The sequence below is a fragment of the Embleya sp. NPDC025285 genome (assembly GCF_055558835.1).
The window spans coordinates 1-16,923 of record NZ_JBVHLU010000117.1 but is presented as its reverse complement, the minus strand read 5'-3'; the positions used below and the strand labels follow the sequence as shown (position 1 = coordinate 16,923).

Annotated in this window: 16 protein-coding genes; 8 read left to right on the top strand and 8 right to left on the bottom strand. The window is 70.7% G+C overall.

Features of this window, described 5'->3' with window-relative positions; all coding sequences use genetic code 11:
- Positions 1 to 53: 53 nt before the first annotated feature.
- The 3 genes from ACZ4FV_RS44330 to ACZ4FV_RS44320 all read left to right on the top strand — a co-directional run bounded on the left by ACZ4FV_RS44330 (position 54) and on the right by ACZ4FV_RS44320 (position 2,004).
- Positions 54 to 383, top strand: coding sequence for a hypothetical protein (locus tag ACZ4FV_RS44330; protein ID WP_465326537.1), 330 nt, complete (start codon positions 54 to 56; stop codon positions 381 to 383).
- Positions 384 to 543: 160 nt separating this feature from the next.
- Positions 544 to 1,338: a metal-dependent hydrolase gene (locus ACZ4FV_RS44325; RefSeq protein ID WP_465326535.1), complete on the top strand. Its 795-nt coding sequence runs from the start codon at positions 544 to 546 to the stop codon at positions 1,336 to 1,338.
- Positions 1,339 to 1,446: 108 nt separating this feature from the next.
- On the top strand, positions 1,447 to 2,004 hold the full coding sequence (locus ACZ4FV_RS44320; protein WP_465326533.1) for a hypothetical protein: 558 nt from the start codon (positions 1,447 to 1,449) through the stop codon (positions 2,002 to 2,004).
- 147 nt (positions 2,005 to 2,151) lie between these two features.
- On the opposite strand, the gene ACZ4FV_RS44315 is transcribed toward ACZ4FV_RS44320, so the two are convergent.
- From ACZ4FV_RS44315 to ACZ4FV_RS44285, 7 genes are all read right to left on the bottom strand, one after another.
- Entirely contained in the window at positions 2,152 to 3,765 is a 1,614-nt protein-coding gene (locus ACZ4FV_RS44315; RefSeq protein ID WP_465326532.1) for an FAD-dependent oxidoreductase, read from the bottom strand.
- A gap of 263 nt (positions 3,766 to 4,028) precedes the next feature.
- Positions 4,029 to 5,039 carry a LacI family DNA-binding transcriptional regulator gene (locus tag ACZ4FV_RS44310; protein WP_465326552.1) on the bottom strand — a complete coding sequence of 337 codons (1,011 nt, stop codon included), beginning with the start codon at positions 5,037 to 5,039 and terminating at the stop codon, positions 4,029 to 4,031.
- 147 nt (positions 5,040 to 5,186) lie between these two features.
- Positions 5,187 to 6,647 carry an enolase C-terminal domain-like protein gene (locus tag ACZ4FV_RS44305; protein WP_402241811.1) on the bottom strand — a complete coding sequence of 487 codons (1,461 nt, stop codon included), beginning with the start codon at positions 6,645 to 6,647 and terminating at the stop codon, positions 5,187 to 5,189.
- Entirely contained in the window at positions 6,644 to 7,633 is a 990-nt protein-coding gene (locus ACZ4FV_RS44300; RefSeq protein WP_465326529.1) for an NAD-dependent epimerase/dehydratase family protein, read from the bottom strand. The genes ACZ4FV_RS44305 and ACZ4FV_RS44300 overlap by 4 nt, the downstream gene beginning before the upstream one ends.
- 104 nt (positions 7,634 to 7,737) lie before the next feature.
- Entirely contained in the window at positions 7,738 to 8,592 is an 855-nt protein-coding gene (locus tag ACZ4FV_RS44295; protein ID WP_395873769.1) for a carbohydrate ABC transporter permease, read from the bottom strand.
- Positions 8,593 to 8,612: 20 nt separating this feature from the next.
- Positions 8,613 to 9,566 (bottom strand): carbohydrate ABC transporter permease, encoded by a 954-nt coding sequence (locus ACZ4FV_RS44290; protein WP_402241816.1) that lies wholly within the window; start codon positions 9,564 to 9,566, stop codon positions 8,613 to 8,615.
- 184 nt (positions 9,567 to 9,750) lie between these two features.
- Entirely contained in the window at positions 9,751 to 11,163 is a 1,413-nt protein-coding gene (locus ACZ4FV_RS44285) for an ABC transporter substrate-binding protein (protein ID WP_395873767.1), read from the bottom strand.
- A gap of 252 nt (positions 11,164 to 11,415) precedes the next feature.
- Here ACZ4FV_RS44285 and ACZ4FV_RS44280 point away from each other — a divergent pair, with 252 nt between their 5' ends.
- A complete protein-coding gene (locus tag ACZ4FV_RS44280; protein WP_395873766.1) occupies positions 11,416 to 13,818 on the top strand; it encodes a hypothetical protein in 2,403 nt (800 codons plus the stop codon).
- 63 nt (positions 13,819 to 13,881) lie between these two features.
- A complete protein-coding gene (locus ACZ4FV_RS44275) occupies positions 13,882 to 14,103 on the top strand; it encodes a hypothetical protein (protein ID WP_465326525.1) in 222 nt (73 codons plus the stop codon).
- On the opposite strand, the gene ACZ4FV_RS44270 is transcribed toward ACZ4FV_RS44275, so the two are convergent.
- The gene (locus ACZ4FV_RS44270; RefSeq protein WP_395873765.1) at positions 14,078 to 14,584 is read right to left on the bottom strand and encodes a hypothetical protein; all 507 of its coding nucleotides are present in this window, start codon (positions 14,582 to 14,584) and stop codon (positions 14,078 to 14,080) included. The two genes, ACZ4FV_RS44275 and ACZ4FV_RS44270, sit on opposite strands and share 26 nt — an antisense overlap.
- Before the next feature lie 339 nt (positions 14,585 to 14,923).
- Between ACZ4FV_RS44270 and ACZ4FV_RS44265 the strand changes: the two genes are divergently transcribed.
- The 3 genes from ACZ4FV_RS44265 (at position 14,924) to ACZ4FV_RS44255 (ending at position 16,704) form a co-directional block, all read left to right on the top strand.
- Complete coding sequence (locus ACZ4FV_RS44265) at positions 14,924 to 15,508, top strand: TetR/AcrR family transcriptional regulator (RefSeq protein ID WP_395873764.1); 585 nt, start codon at positions 14,924 to 14,926, stop codon at positions 15,506 to 15,508.
- A 127-nt stretch (positions 15,509 to 15,635) separates the two neighbouring features.
- On the top strand, positions 15,636 to 16,037 hold the full coding sequence (locus tag ACZ4FV_RS44260) for a (R)-mandelonitrile lyase (RefSeq protein ID WP_465326522.1): 402 nt from the start codon (positions 15,636 to 15,638) through the stop codon (positions 16,035 to 16,037).
- A 52-nt stretch (positions 16,038 to 16,089) separates the two neighbouring features.
- Positions 16,090 to 16,704 (top strand): DUF4865 family protein, encoded by a 615-nt coding sequence (locus ACZ4FV_RS44255; RefSeq protein ID WP_465326520.1) that lies wholly within the window; start codon positions 16,090 to 16,092, stop codon positions 16,702 to 16,704.
- Positions 16,705 to 16,923 lie beyond the last annotated feature (219 nt).

The following is a 16,923-nucleotide window of genomic DNA, read 5'->3' as shown; positions in this document are numbered from 1 at the left end:
AACCGCCCGGAAATCGGGTGTGCCGGCCTGACGATCGCCGGGAGACTCGACTCATGCTGCGATTCCCGGCGAACCCCGGCGGCCTGAAAGACCCGGTCACTCTCCTCGACGACGAAGGGACCCGCTGGGTGCTCCATCGCAGGCGCGTGGACCTGCGCGTCGTGCGGCGGCTCGTCAAGGACAACGCCACATCGGTCATATGGGGCGACATGGGAGGCATCTGCCCTCGACCCGTCCCGGAGACCGAACGACCCGAGCTCTGGGGTCGGATCAAAGACGAGTACCTGGGCCCCGGCGGAGCATGCTCGACCGGCCGTTACCTGGCACACGAGTTCCTTGCCGAGCCGCGACGCCGCATGCTCTACATCGAAGACCACTGCTGACCGTGCGCGAACCGACGGCCCGCCGGTGCGGACTGCCGGGCCACCAGCCGAACGACTGCCCTCTCCACGGGGGTGCACAGCCCCCAAGATCGGCACCGCTAAGCTGCGGTCACTGTGCGGGCTCGGGGTTCGCCCGGGTTCACCAGAGGAGCACGACCGCATGATGGGGCCGGCCCATTCACTGTCCGGAGCATGCGCGTGGATGGCCGCGGGTGCCGCCGCCGATGCCTACGGCCGCCCGATGCCCTGGCCCGTCCTGGTGGTCGGCGGCCTGATCTGCGCCGGCGCCGCCCTCGGGCCGGACCTCGACCACAAAGCCGCCACCGTCTCCCGCTCGTTCGGGCCGATATCCCTGATCCTGTGCGGCCTGGTCGACGCCCTCGCGTCCGCCACCTACAAGGCCACCCGCAAGAAGGGCGACCCCCGCCGCAACGGTGGCCACCGCACCCTCACCCACACCTGGGTCTGGGCCCTGCTGGTCGGCACCGGCGCCTCGGCGATCTGCGCGTACGGCGGCCGCTGGGGCGTACTGGGCGTTCTGTTCGTGCACATGGTGCTTGCCATCGAGGGTCTGTTGTGGCGCCAGGCCCGGCTGCACAGCGACATCCTGGTCTGGCTCCTCGGCGCCACCAGCACCTGGATGCTCGTCGAGGTCCTGAACCGTCCGGGCAACGGCTCGAATTGGCTCTTCACCGAGCCCGGCCAGGAGTACTGGTGGATCGGCCTACCGATCGCTCTCGGCGCCCTCACCCACTGCGTCGGCGACGCGCTCACCGTCTCCGGCTGCCCGATCCTGTGGCCGATACCGATCGGCCGCAAACGCTGGTACCCCCTGGGCCCGCCGAAGTCCATGCGCTTCCGCGCGGGCGCCAAGGTCGAGGTCAAGGTCCTGATGCCACTGTTCATGGGCGCGGGCGGCCTGGGCGCCGTCAGCGCCCTCGGCTACCTCGGCTGACCCGGGCCGCAATCCTCGCACCCGCGTTCGATCGTCGAAACGCTTTCCCGACGGCACGCAATTGTCCCTGTCATGCTGATTGTTCCGGCTCGAACGACAGGAGCGTCGATGCGTGCGGAGGACGTGGCCGCGGTCGTGGTCGCGGTGGTGGTGCCCGTACTGACCGCAACCGTCGCGGTCTTCGCGGTCGCCTGGCAGGATCGCCAGGCGAGCCGGTCGCAAACCGGCCGTCGGCAACGGGCGTTCGAGGACGCGACCCGACAGGTCGACTTCGCGGTCCTGTGGTGGGACGCGCGTCAACGCCTTCCCGGCAACCAGGAGGAGTTGGCCAACGCGAGTCGCGTCGCCCAACGCTGGCTCGATCAGGCGGGCGCGCTCGTGGTCGCCGCCGGACCCGGCACCGTCGACCCACCACGTCGGTTGTCCCCCACCCGGCTCTTGCTGCTCTATCCGTTCCGTTACACAGCCGCCAAGTTCATCCGCGCGAGCTTCCTCGCGGCACTCGGCGTCATGGCCGTCACCAGCGTCGGTGTGCTGAGCGTGGCGCTGTCCACCGGTACCGGCGCGGACTTCGGCTGGTCGCTGACGTGGCTGCTGCTCTTCGCCCTGATCGCGCTGTCCCTGCGCTTCTGGGCCGTCTCGGCGGATGCCGTCCGCCAACCCTGAACCTCGATGGGTTACGAGCCCGACCCATCGATCAGGTCCGGGCCCCGACCACGCGATCAGACCCGATTGCGACCAATCGGCCCGGCACCCTCCGAAGGCCGCCCCGCCGACACGCCTGCGGCGAAGCGGCCCTCGGGCTGGGGCTGTTCAGTACCCGGCCGGGGCCGGCCAGTGGCGCTCCACCCCGATCGCGTCCAGTTCGTCCGCGAACTCGGCGAACAGCGCCGGGTCTTCGCGTACCGCGTGTGGTTCGACGCCCCGCTCCAGGCAATAGGAGGCGAGTCGGCCGACCACCTCGCCCACGTTCCACTCCACCGGGTGCAGCCGGTAGCAGCCGTTGGAGATGTGCGTGGTGCCGATGTTCTTGGCCGCCGGGAGCAGGTTGCGCATCCGGATCGGCAGCAGTGCGCCGAGCGGGATCTCGAACGGCACGCTGGCCACGTCGATGTAGTTGTCGCCGCCGGTCGAGGGATGCAGGTCGATCCGGTAGGCGCCCACGCCCACCGAGTCCGGGAAGTGGTGGATGCCGTGCGTGCCCAGGATGTCCCGCGAAACGTGGTGTTCGGTCACCGTGGTGACCGCGCGGATGCGCCGCGACTCGCGCACGTAGGCGGACTTGGCCAGCCCGTCGGCCGTGCCGACCACATCGTGCCGCAGCCGCAGTCCGGGATACCCGGTGCCTCCGTCCGGCCGGGGCGCCTCGGTCTGGAGCCAGTACAGCACCGACAGGGACAGTTGCTTGGCCTCCCGGTGCGCGGCGGCGGCCTCGTCCGCGCCGACCTCGATGATCGGCCGCAGCCAGTAGTCGTTCAGCGGCCAGTTCACCAGCGTGATGTCCGAGTCGACCGCGCCGGGCTCGAACAGGCCCTTGGCCAGGATCCGCCGGAACAACCACAGGTCGTCGCCACCGGCGTTGGCGCTCTGGTCGGCATGCACCGCGAGCGGGTCCCCGGTCGGGCGCGGGTCGAAGGTCCGCACCTCGGGTTCGAGCGTGCGCGGGTCCGGCGCGAGGAAGCCGAGCAGGGGCCCGGGCCAGAAGTCCGGCCGGTACGAGCGCCAGAACTCGTAGTCGGCGGGCTTGTCGATCACGTGGTTCTCGCCCTCGTGGTACGACACCGCGAAGCAGTAGGTGATGCCCTGCATGTTCAACGGCTCGTACCGCTCGGGCGCGTTCGGCTCGTCATGCTCGTCCCGGGACTCGGCGCCGGTGACGTACTCCGCCTTGGCCAGCGGAAGCAGCTCACCGGTTTCGGTCGCGTCCAGGACGTACGTCGCGCTGATCGTGTGCGACTCCTCGGTACGCACGCCCCACAGGGTGACCGCGCGAACCCGGTCGCCGTCCGCGAACACCTCGGCGGGCACGTGCTCCAGGAGTATGCGCAGCCGCCCGGACGCCAGGTGCGGCGCGAGCAGCGCCTGCAACACGGCCAGCGCGGCGCGCGGTTCGTGGCACAGCTTGCTCACGTAACCGGCGCCGGGGTTGAGCTCGCGACGCTGCCGAGCCGCTCCGGTCAGCGGGTACCAGGTGCGGTAGTGGTCACGGATCGCGGTGCGCAATTCGCGGTAGCTCGCGGGTGCGCCGTAGCTCTCGATCCAGGGATGCTCGTCCGGCGGCACGGCCTGCGCGGTGAGCTGTCCGCCGATCCAGTCGGTCTCCTCCGTGAGTACGACCGTCCGGCCCGCGCGGCACGCGGCCAGCGCGGCGGCAACTCCGCCGAGCCCACCGCCGACGATGAGAATCTCGGTGCTGATTTCGGACATGGTGAAGCCTTCCGTGAACGGTGCGAATGGAACGCGCTGCGGAATCGCGAGGGAACGAGGTTGTGAAGACGAAGGAAGAAATCAGCGAAACCAGGCGAAGCCGGGCAACACGCAAGATCGCCAGGGCCTAGAACGGCATGCCCGCATGGCCGTTCGCCGCGGGACGACCCAGGACGACTCAGGACGACTCACCGGCCGACGGGCCGACCGGCGCGCCGGCCCACCGATCTGCCGGGCCCGCCGACCCGCCCCTCAGCCCGAACTCAGCGCGCCGGCCCCGCCGTCTGCCCCGGCACCGCCTCACAGTTCATCAACTGGTGTCTGGCCAGGCTCGGATCCCCCGCGATCAGGCCGGTGAGCAGACGGACCGCGGCCGCGCCCATCTCCCGTCTGGGTACCGAGAACCCGGACAGGAACGCCGGCCCGGGGACCGCGTGTTCGGGCGCACCCAGGGTCGCCAGTGACAGGTCCTCGGGAAAGCGGTAGCCGGCGGCGGAGGCCGCCTCCAGCACCGCGCGATGCGCGGCGTCGGTGTCGGTCGCCTCGGTGACGATCGCGGTGACGCCCTGCTCGTACCAGCCCCGCAACCGGTCGGTGGTCAGGTCCGAACCGTCGGTGCGCACCACGCCGGCGCGCTCGACCGGGAGTCCGCATTCGGCCATGCCGCGACGGAACCCGGTCTCGCGGTCCACCGCGCTGATCGCGTCGTCGAGTTCGCGGACGTACAGGATCTTGTGGTGCCCCAGCTCGGCCAGGTGACGTACGACCTCCGCCGTCGCCGTCACGTAGTCCGCACCGACGTACGGCAGTCGGTCGCCGAAGTCGTCGTGCCGGCCCAGGTAGACCACCGGCAGGTCGGTGGCCAGGAGCCGGTCCATCTCCCGGATCGGCAGGTGTCGGCCCATGAACAGGCAACCGTCGGCCAGCCGGACCCGGTTGAGCACCTCGGCGTGTGGCCGCTCGCCGGTGACGCTGGAGGCGATGAACATCAGCAGGTCGTAGCCCTGGGCGGCGGACTCCTGCTCGATGCCGACCAGGAACGGGTGGTACGCGTGCGACATCTCGGTGGGGAAGGTCGCGGTGAACGTGTACAGGCCGAGCAGGTTGTTCTGGCCGGCCGCCAGCCGCTTCGCTATCGGGTCCGGCACGTAGCCGAGTTGCTCGGCGGCGGCCATCACCTTGCGCCGGGTCTCGTCGGCGATCCCGACCGCTGCCGAACCGCCGCTGAGGATCAGGGACACCGTCGGCTGTGAGACGCCGGCCAAGCGGGCGATATCCGCCTGACGGGGCCGGTTCGCGCGTGAACCAGCCGGCCGTCCGGGCCCGCCGATCGGCTTCATGTACTCCTCCAAATGCCTGACAACGGGTTCCTAATGCGCATCAGATCAATCGATCCAGTATATCCAGTCACGGTGCGTGATTCACGGTGCTTCCAGGCCGCCGTCGGGGCGGCGCACCCGGGCCGCCCACCGCTCGTGCAGGTGGGTCCGCGGCGGGTACTTCGCCGCCGCCGCCTCGTCCAGGTCGATGCCCCATCCGGGCCGATCCGAGGGCGTGAGGTAGCCGTCCACGGTGCGCAGCGTGCCGGGGAACACCTCGTGCACCCGCTCGGGGTAGACGTGTTGCTCCTGGATGCCGAAGGCGGGACTGGTCACATCGAGCGTGACGTTGACCGCCGCGCCGATCGGCGAGACGTCCGGCGGCCCGTGCCACGCGGTCCGCACCCCGGTCAGCTCGCACAGTGTGGCCAGCTTGCGGGCCGGGGTCAGCCCGCCCACCGCCGACACGTGCACCCGCAGGTAGTCGACGCCGCCGGAGGTGATCAGGCGCGTCGCGTCGGTCATCGAGGTGAGCAACTCGCCGGAGGCGATCGGCATCGGCGCGGCGGCGCGCACCTCGGGCAGCCGATCGAAGTGCTCCGGCGCCAGCGGGTCCTCGAGGAAGAACAGCCGGTACGGCTCCAGCGAACGGGCCAGTCCCACCGCCTCCTTCGGGGTGAGCCGGTTGTGTGCGTCGTGCAGCAGCCCGAGTTCGTCGCCGAGCACCTCCCGGGCCCGCTCGAACAGGCGCGGCGCGGTACGCAGGTAGTGGCCGACGTCCCAGCCGTCCGGATAGGGCGCGCCCGGGTAGCCGCCCGGCGTGCCGTCGGCGCCGTAGGTACCCAGACCCGGGCCGCCGGTCTGCAACCGCACGTAGCGGTAGCCCTGTTCGGCCAATGCGGCCACCCGCTCGATCGACTCCTCGATGCTGCCGCCGCGAGCCCCGGTGTACACCGCGGCACCACCGCGCACCCGGCCGCCGAGCAGTTCGTACACCGGCACGCCCAGTCGTTTGCCGGCGATGTCCCACAGCGCCTGGTCGATCCCGGACAGCGCGTTGTTGTGCACCGGGCCGCCACGCCAATAGGAGGAGTAGTGCAACAGCCGGAAGATGTCCTCGATGTCGGCCGGGTGCCGACCGATCACCATCGGCGCGAGGTGTTCCTCGACGGCCGCGACCACCGCGTGGAAGCGCTGGGTGAAGGTGGCGCAGCCGAGGCCGTACAGCCCCGGCTCGGACGTGTCGACCCGCACCACGACGAGCGGCACCCCACCGGGCGCGGTCACGATCGCCCGCACCGACGTGATCCGCAACGCGTCCCGAGCGGCCCACGGCGCCTGCGTCTCGGCCATGACCGCGAGAGTCGCCGTGTCGGGCACGTGAACACCGGGCACTTGGGCCTCGGTCACGTAAGCCCCGGGCACGAGCACGCCGGGCACGTGAGCCTCGGCCACGTGCGCCTCGGCCATGCGAACGCCGGGCGTCGCCGCCGGGTCCACCCGATCGGTGGAGCGCGTCCCCGTCTCGGACTCCGTCTCGGACTCCGACTCCGACTTGCTCATGAGGTTCGCTCCTGTGGGTACGAGGTCCGATCAGCGTGCCGAGCGCTACCCGACTCCGGCTGTTTCGCAGACGAATCGTCCCGGGTATCGCCGGAGATCAGCCCGCCCGCGACCGGATACGGGTATCGGGCGCTGAAGCCGAGAAGCCGCCGGGCGGGCGCCAGGTCGATCGGGACCGACCGCTCGGGAAACGTCGCCCGGCAGGGCACATCCGGCAGGTGGGTGGCGACGAGTTCGCGAGTGGGCGTCGCCGAAAGCGTGTCCGGCGCCGCCACGAACAGCACCGGTGCGCCCGTCACACCCGACGCGGTCAGGCCGAGTACGCACGCTCGGGCGGCGTCCCGCAGGTCGAGATAACTCCACACCTCCGCCGCACCGCCGGCCGGGTCGCCGGCCAACCGAGCGGCGTGCCCGCCGAGTCGGTCGGGATCACCGAGGAACGGCAGGCGCAACGCCACCGCCGTCATTCCGTGTCGCCGGTGCATCATCGCGGCGGTGGCCTCGTCGACCTGCTTGGACAGCGCGTACGGGTCCTCGATGCAAAGCGGCAACTCCGTGTCGAGGGGCAGGTACGCCGGCTGCGGCCGAGGCGTGGAACGGGCGAACGGCAGGCCGGTGACGGACAGGCTGCTCGCCAACACCGCGCGGCGCAGCCCCGCCCGCCCGGCCTCGTTCAGCACCACGAAGGTGGCCTGCGTATTCGTACCGAACACCACCTCGGGCGCGGCTACTTCGGGCGAGGCGAGCGCGGCCAGGTGGATCACCGCGTCGACCCCGTCGAGCGCATCCGCCACGGCCACCGGATCCCGGGCGTCACCGACCACCACCCGGTCGGCGCGCAACTCCCCGGCATCCCCGACGTCCTCGGCGACCAACGCGGTCACCGGCACCCCTCGACCGGCCAACTCCGCCAACACGGCGGTCCCCAGCCGTCCCGCGGCACCGGTAACGAGAACCCGCGCCATCCACACCTCGGGCTCGGGCACCTCCGACCCACGCGTCGCGGACCCACCCACGCCGCTTCCCCGCACACCGCTTCCGTGCGCCACTGGCTCGTGCCTTCCGCGCCCGCGCGTTCCGCGCCCCCCGCTCACTTGAGCCCCGTGAACGCGATGCCGCGCACGATCTGCCGCTGGAAGACCAGGAAGACCACAACCGGCGGGATGATCGTGATCAGCATTCCCGCGATCAGCAGACTCTGGTCCGAGGTGTCCGCGAGTCGCGGGAGCGCCACCGCCAGCGGCTGCTTGTCCGTGTCGGTGATGGCGATCATCGGCCAGAGGAAGTCCTTCCAGGCGTTCATCACCGCGAGCAGCGACACCACGGCCAGGATCGGCCGGGACATGGGCAGCACGATACGGGTGAGAACCCGCCACGGACCGGCACCGTCCAGGCGGGCCGCCTCGAGAAGTTCCCGGGGAATGCCGTCGAAGAACTGTTTCATCAGCAGCACGTTGAACGCGTGCGCGCCGGCCGGCAGCCACACCGCCATCGGCGTGTTGGCGATCGACCCGCCGGTCAGCGGCAGGTCCTGGATGGTCAGGTAGAGCGAAACCATCGACACCGTGCCCGGCAGGAACAGCGTGGCCAGCACCGCGGCGTAGACGTACTTGCCGTAGAACGGCCGCAGAATGGACAGCGCATAGGCCCCGGTGACCGCGACGAACAACTGCACGAACCAGGAACCACCCACCAGTACAACGGTGTTCGTCAGATAGCGGCCCAGGTCCAAGCTCGTCCACGCGGTCGAGATGTTCGACCAGTGCGCCTCCTCGGGCCACAGCGCCAGCGGGTGCCGCAACGACTCCTGGGTGGAGGAGATCGAGCCTTTGAACACCCAGTAGATGGGGCCCGCGCCCTCGATCACCAGCGCGGCGATCAGCAGCAGTTGGGTGGTGCCCAGGCCGAACCGGGTGAGGGGACGGCGGCGTTCCGTCTCGGACATCACGCCCCTGGTACCGGTACTCATTTCGTCCCCCACGTGCGGGTGAGCCGCAGATAGATCGCCGACAGGATCGCGAGCACCGCGGCCAGGCTCACGCTCAGCGCGGCGGCGCTGCCGTAGTCGCCACTGACGAACGCGTACCGGTAGATGAGCAGCAGCACGGTGACCGTGGAGTCCTCCGGGCCGCCGTCGGTGAGTACGAACGGCTCGGTGAACACCTGGAAGGTGTTGATCACTTGGAGCAGCATCATGATCAACAGGACCGAGCGCATGTGCGGCAGCGTGACGTGCCACAACCGGCGCCGGACCGAGGCCCCGTCCAGTTCCGCGGCCTCGTACAACTCGGTCGGCACACTCGCGAGCGCGGCCAGATAGATCAGTACCGCGCCGCCCGCGCCCGCCCAGGTCGCCTCCACCACCAGGCTCGTCATCGCGGTGTCGGCGGATTGCAACCACGGGTACGGGCCCAGGCCGACCTTGCCGAGCACCTCGTTGAACAGCCCCGAGTCCGGGTCGTAGAACCACTTCCACATCAGCACCGCCACCACCGGCGGGACCGCGACCGGCAGGTAGACCAGCACACGCATCAGCCCGGCGCCGCGCCGCAGTTCGGACATCAGCACGGCCAGGAACAGCGGCAACGGGAAGCCGATCAGCAGCGCCAGGCCGGTGAACACCAGGGTGTTCCACACCGCCTTGCCGAGCAGCGGATCGTCCAGCAGGGTCTGGTAGTTCTGTAGGCCGACCCAACTCGCCGGTTCGACCAGGTTGGTCTGCTGGAAGCTGAGCACCAGGCTGCGGATGATCGGCCACCACGAGAACAGGCCGAACACCAGCACGGTCGGCAGCAGGAACAACGCCGCCGCGACGTGCCGGGATCCGCCGCGCCACCGGGTCGCCTTGGGCAGGCCCTTGCGCGAGGGCACCTGCGCGACGACCGGCAGGCTCTCCCGGGAAATGGTCGGCGTACTCACCGCGAGCCCCCGTCGCGATCCGGGTACCGCCCGACGCCCCCGTGGTGATCCCGGTACGGCCCGGCACCCCCATCGCGATCCCGGCACATCCCGGCACCGACCGACCCCCCGCCGGCAGCAGGCGTCCGCATGATTCCGGGTCGACCCGACGCACCCCCTCGGCGTGCCCGGGTCTCGCCCCCGGTCACTGCGCCTGCGCCTTCTCGAAGGCCGGCCCGAGCCGGTCGCCGGCCTTCGCCAACTCCTCGCGCGGATCCGCGTCCTTGCGGGTCAACACGGCCTGCACCACGGTGTCCAACGCCCCGTACAGATCCTGCGCGGCGACCGGCGGCTCCACCTGGTAGTCCAGCTTGCCCACACCGGTGACGTAGGGCGCGAAGTTCGCGGTCGGGATGTTGGTGTGCTTGTTGATCGCGGCGTTGACCGGGTCGGCCACGGCGGCCGAGTAGAACGGCAGCGTTGGCAGACCGACCGCGAGCTTGTCCGCGGCCTGGGCGAGCGCGAGTTCCTCGGCCGCGGCCGGGTCGTACGTCGGCTTGAGGTAGAAGTAGTCGATCCACTTCACCGCCGCGGCCCGCTGCGCCGGTGTGGCCTTGGCGCTGACCACGGCCATCAGGCCGCCGAGCAGGGTGGCCTTGCCGCCGTTCTGTTGCGGAAGCGCGGCCATGCCGAAGTCGGCGGGCTTGCCGGAGTACTGGGTGATGTAGCGCTGGTAGCTGTTGACCGTGCTGATCATCATGCCGATCTTGCCCGCGGCGAAGTCGCGTTCGGCGTCCTGCTGGGTGCGCAGATGGTTGTTGCCCATCGAGTCGTCCTGCCAGCGCATCGCGGACAGTTGCTTGAGCGCGTTCTCGGCCGGGCCGTCGAGCAGGGACGGCACGTACTTGTCGCCGACCTTCTTCTCCATCGAGCCGCCGTAGGCGTAGGTCATCGCGGTGAGGATCCAACCGCCGGTGTTCTTGACGGTCATCTGGGTGTAGCCGGTGGCGCCGGTGTCGGAGATCTTCTTGGCGGCGCTACGCACCTCGTCCCAGGTCGCGGGCGGCTTGTCCGGGTCCAGACCGGCCTTGGTGAACAGGTCGCGGTTGTAGACCAGGCCGAGCGCGTACTCGGTGACCGGCAGCCCGTGGATCTTGCCGTCCGCGGCGGTGGCCGGGGCCAGCGCGCGCGGGTCCAGGTCGCCCGAGTGCGGCAGGCTCTTGACCTCGGTGCTCAGGTCGGCGATCTGCTTGCGCGCGATCAGGCCGGGCGGTTCGGTCAGCGGCACGGTCAGCACCGTCTCGGCGCTGCCGCCCGCCAGGCGGGCCGCGAACGTGCGCGCGTCCCACTGGGTGTCGGTCGGCTTGAGCTTGATGTTCGGGTTGGCCTTCTCGAACGCGGCGACCGCGTCCAGGAATTGTTGCCGCGTCTTCGGGGCCGTGGTCGCGGGCATGCCCGCGACGGTGATCGTGGTCTTGCCGGAGGAGCCGGCGCCGTCGGACGTGCCGGACGAACAACCGGCGGTGCCTGCGACGAGGGCGAGCGCGAGCGCCCCGGCCCCCGCCACCGCCCGACGGCGCCGGCGCCGGTGCGTGCTGACCGGGACTGACTCGGCCACGGGTACCTCCCTGGATCCTGGTGCTGCGGGCCGGACGTTGCTCCGGAGGGATGCCGCTCCGGACGCGGATGCGTCGGGCTGCGATGAGGTCGTATCTAATTCGCATTAGGAGAGTGTGTCAAGAGGGTTGCCGACAAGTTGCGCGGCCCGGCGAATCAGACATACGGCGACCTTGACTCGTGTCGACGATCGGAGTACACATTCGCTCTAATCCGCATTAGGTCAGCCCTGTCGCTCGGGAAAGGGATCCTCATGTCCACCCACCACGCACCCGACGACCACCACAGCGGCGACGGCGACCTGCGCCGACGCGGCTTCCTCGCCGGGGCGGTCGCCGTCGGTGTGGCCGGCACGGTGCTGCCGGGAACCGCGTTCGCGGCCGAACAGGCGGCCCCGGTGACCGTGTCCGCGCCGGGCATCAGCCTCACCGCCGGCGCCGACGGCTACGTCTCGATCCGCGACGGCGGCGGGATCGAGCGGGTGCGCCTGACCAGATTCATGGCCAAGGACACCGTCGCCGGCATCCAGCAGAGCACCGGCGGCACACCGTCGTTGATCACGCTCGCCGACGGCAGACCCGCGATCCGGGTCGAGTACACGCTGCCGGCCGCCGCGAACGGGATCACCGTCCGGGGCGTCTTCGACGTCACCGCGCACCGGGCGCATCTGCGCTGGGAGGTGGGCGGCTCGACCACACTGATCCCGGCCGGCTTCATGTTCGGGCGCACCGTACTCGCGCCCACCGCGCCGGAAACCTTCGCCGCGCTGACCACGTGGAACCGGGACGCGGGCGGCGGCATTCCGTACGAGACCAACGCCGGCGTGGTCTACCAGGAGACCTGGGCCGACACGAAGGCGTATTTCCGGCTCGCCGGCACCACTCCGGCCTGGACCAACGCCACCTGGATCCACGCGCCCGGCACCGCAACCACCGACGGCGCGGTGACCGAGGCCGACCTGGTGCTCGGCACGATGCGGCCCGCGGCGGCCGGCACCACCGGATCGGCCCGGCCGCTCGGTGTCGAGGTGTGGACCGACCAGCCGTTCTCGCTGTGGGACCGGGGCGGGGTACCGATGCCACTGCACGCGGAGGTCGCCAACGGCGGCGCCACGGACAAGGCGGTGCGACTGTCCTGGTGGGCGCGCGACTTCGACGGCCGGATCCTGGGCAGCGGCACGGTCACCGACACCGTCGCGGCGGGCGCCACCTGGGCGCAGACGTTCACCGTCACCTCGCCGCCGCACGGCATCGTGTTCACCGAGGTGAGCGCGACCTCCGGAACGGACGAGGCGTTCGCCCGGACCAACCTCTCGGTGCTGCCCTCGTTCGCCTACCAAGCGGGCCCCGACAGCATGTTCGGCATCGCCAACTACCCGTGGCTGCTCGAGCCGGACGCCCCGGCCGTGCTGGGCCTGATGCGGCGACTCGGCATCAAGCGGGTGCGGATCTCCTACGACGGCGGCCCCGGCCTGCCACCGGCCACGCTCGACGCGGCCGGCTTCGCGCACAACATCGAACTGGCCGGCATCCCACTCGGCGGCACCACCGCCCAGATCGCCGCGTGGGCGGACACCAACACCGCCAAGGCGATCGGCGCGAACGCCGACTGGTTCGAGGTGGCCAACGAGATCAACAAGCCGTGGATGAGCGGCCAGACCGCGTCCGCCTACGTCCGCGACGGACTGCACCCCGTACGGGATCGGCTGACCGCGGCCGGGGCCCGGACCAAGGTGATGAACGCGGGCCTGGCCGGGATGGACTACGTCTGGACCAAGAACTTCCGCGACGCGGGCGGCTGGGACCTGATCGACGGCTTCGCCTTCCACCCCGGCCGCGGCAACTTCACCCCCGACTACGCGCCGGCGCCGGCCGACTGGACCATGGGCGACCACGGCACGTACTGGAACTTCCTCGGCGGCCTGCGCAAGGCCCGCGAGGTGATCGCCGAGTACGGCGAGAAGGAGCTGTGGCTGACCGAGGCGTACGCGTGCACCAAGCCGAACAGTTGGTGGCACGACACCTATCGGCACGCGGCGGAGAACGTGCTGTTGACCCTGGCGCTGGCCAAGGCCGAGGGGGTGCGCTGCGTGAACTGGTACCAGTTGCACGACAGCGTGCTGGGCAAGCCGCAACTGGCCGACCCGGTGAACTCCGAATACCACTACGGGCTGATGCACCGCGACCTCGGCGCCAAGCCGTCGGCACTGGCCTACGCCACGGCGGCCCGGGTGCTGGATCGGGCCACGTTCGTCCGCCGGTTGAACCTGGCCGACCCGGATCTCAAGGGGCTGCTGTTCGCCTCGCCCGACGGCCCGATTTCGATCCTGTGGAGCCGCAAGGACGGGTACGTACTCAACCCCGACCACCCGACGGACTCGGGATGGTTCGCCGCGCCCGAGCCGTGGGTGGACGGGTGGCGGACGAAGACGACGCTGATGGTGGCGGCGGCCCCGGGAGCTTCACCGGCAGAGGCCGGGCGACGCGGTCGTGGGCATCGCGGCGGCGGGCGCAACACCGCGGCGACGGTCCGCGAGCTGGACTGCATCGGGCGGGAGCGGCTGCTGACTCCGGTGCGCGGGCGCGTGGAGCTTCGCCTGGATGGCGCGCCTCGGATCTACTACGGGCTCACGGACACACCGGACGCACCGTGTTGATCCGGGCCGACGGATCCGCCGGACACACGGCCGGTACGGGCTGACCGGCACGCTGGACCGGGCGTGCCGGGCGTGCCGGGCGTGGCGGACGTGCCGGACGTGCCGGACGTGCCGGGCGTGGCGGGCGTGGCGGGCGTGGCGGACGTGCCGGACGGGACGGACGGGCCGCGAAGGCGGCGCGGCGACGCGGCGGGCGGCCTCGTCGGGGTGGAGCGGGGCGGCGGCGGACTCGGTGCCGCCGCCCCGGTCTGGTGGCGGATCAGTTGTAGGTCAGGGGCGGGCTGAGCGGGGTGCGGGTGACGCAGTACCAACTGGGCCACGACGACGACGTCGGGAACAGCACCCGCAGGCTCCAGTTGCTCGGTGAGGGCGGCGAACCGGTGAGCACGGCGTTCAATGGCTGCCCGGGCGAGATGGTGCCGCTGACCTTCGGAATCGCACCCAGGTTGAGCACGGGCGCACCGGCCGTGTAGGGCGGATTGATCGTGCCGTCGTAGACCACGCCGCCACTGGGTCCGTTGAAGAGCACGGTGGTGTTGATCGAGTTCGCGGGGAAGCTCACCGGGACCGCCGTGGCGATGTTCACCTTGAGCAGGCCACCGCCGGTGCTGTACGTCACCTTCGTGGTGAACGTTCGGCCCCTGGTGTCCACGCAGTTGTAGGGGGATGTCGAGGGCCCGCCCGCAGAGGCGGTACCGGCGAACGTGGTCACGGCGGCGAATGCGCCGGCGGTGGCGAGCGCGGCGATCTTTGCGCGCTTGGACATACCTGTCTCCTGGGTTTCTGGGCTGGACCCGAACCGTGCGGAGGAGCAGAAGTACACCGGGTGCGACCACACCCGTCACGCGCGCCCAGTAGACCAACCCCCGCCCCACCCCGACAAGCCGGCCGACGGGAATGTCTCGATCTGGCAAATGGCGGGATCCGGCGACCGGCGGTGGCGCGGTGCGCGGTACGGGGTGCGTGGTGTGGGTGCGTGGTAGGGGTGCGTGGTGGTGGGGGGTGCGCGTGTGCGTTGCGCGGTGCGCGTTGTGCGGTGGCGCCGGTCCTATGAGGTGTCGGGTGCATTACGGATTCTGTACCTACTGGTATGTACACTCGCAGCATGAGTTCGAATACCGCCGACCTGCTGATCGAGACCACGCGTGACCTCCTCTGGGAGCGCGGCTATATCGGCACCAGCCCCAAGGCGATTCAGCAGCGGGCCGGAGTGGGCCAGGGCAGCATGTACCACCACTTCACCGGCAAGTCGGATCTCGCGCTGGCCGCGATCGACCGGACCGCCAAGGAGATGCGGGCCGCCGCCGAACGGCAGTTCGCCGCGCCGGGAACCGCCGTCGAGCGGATCACCGCCTACCTGCGACGCGAGCGCGACGTGCTCAAGGGCTGCCCGATCGGCCGGCTGACCCAGGATCCGGACGTCATGAGCGACCCGGCGCTGCGCGGACCCGTCGACGAGACCTTCGTCTGGCTGCGCGGCAGGCTGGCCCGGGTCCTGGCCGAGGGCCGCGCGCGGGGTGAATCGGGTGTGGCCGCGCTCGACCCCGACAGCACCGCCGCCACCATCGTCGCGGTGCTCCAGGGCGGTTACGTACTGGCCCGCGCCGCCGACTCGACCGAGCCCTTCGACCAGGCCGTGACCGGCGTACTCGGCCTGCTGAGCGCACCGCCGCCCACCGGCCGGGGCTGAAGCCGGGTCCGAAACCGAGTCCGGGCTTGCGAAACAGAGTCCAGGCGACATCGAGTCCGAGCGAGACAGAGTCCGAGCGAAACAGGGTCCGAGCGAAACAGGGTCCGAGTTCCGAGGAGCCCCCTACATGCAGGTCATCCGTACCCAGACCGCCACCGCCGCGGCACCGCCCGAGTGGCTGACCGGCCCGGCCTGGCTCGACGAGATCGCCGCGCCGGTCGAGCCCTCGCGGGTGCGCGTCGACAGTGTGCACTTCGCACCCGGCTCCCGCACCGTGTGGCACCGCCACCCGCTCGGCCAGGTGCTCCACATCACCGAGGGCACCGGCCTGGTCCAGCACCGCGGCGGTCCCGTGGAAACCGTGCGTCCCGGCGACACCGTACGCATCGCGCCCGACGAATGGCACTGGCACGGCGCCGGCCCCACCACATTCATGACCCACCTGGCCATCCAGGAGGTGGCCCCCGACGGCACCGAGGCCGAACGAGGCGACCCGGTCACCGACACGGAGTATCAACCCGTCGGATAGCCGATTCAGCCGACACCGAACCGCAACGACCACGAGGACGGGACCTTCGGACATGTACGCCCATCAGTACGAGATCACCTTGCCCGCCGACTACGACATGGGCATCATCCGCAAGCGCGTCGCCGACTTCGGGCACGGCCTCGACGACCGGGCGGGCCTGGGCCTGAAGGCGTACACGATCCGCGAACGCGGCGTCGACGGCTCGCCGGTCAACGAGTACGCGCCGTTCTACCTGTGGCGGGACATCGGCGCGATGGCCCACTTCCTGGTCGGCGGTGGCGGCTTCCAAGGCATCATCCGCGACTTCGGTCGCCCCCGGGTCCGGCACTGGACCGGCTTGGCCCATCTGCCCGGCCCCGCTCGGGAGCACGCGCCCAAGGCCGCCTCCCGCCGCCTGCTTCCGCTGCCGGCCGACCCCGACCCCACGGGTCTCGGCCTGGCCACACACATCGACGCCGAAATCGAAGCCCTACACGCGCTCGCCCGCACCGACGGCGTCCACACCGCTGCCCTCGCCCTCGACCCGAACCACTGGCACCTGATGCGCTTCGTCCTGTGGCAGGGCCCCATCCCGACGCCCCACCACAAGGACACCACCGAACGCTACGAAATCCTGCACACATCCACACCGTCCCTGACCGACCTGCCTACCGGCCGCCTCACCTGAGACGCGCGCCCGCATCCGCGGCCCAAACGGGGCGAACTTCGCGCACACACCGGAGGGCGGGTGGGGCATCGGGGCGGGGCTGGGTCGGGGGCCGGAGCGGGGCGGGGCTGGGTCGGGACCGAAACGGGGCGGGGCTGGGTCGGGACCGAAACGGGGCGGGGCTGGGTCGGGACCGAAACGGGGCGGGGCTGGGTCGGGACCGAAACGGGGCGGGGCTGG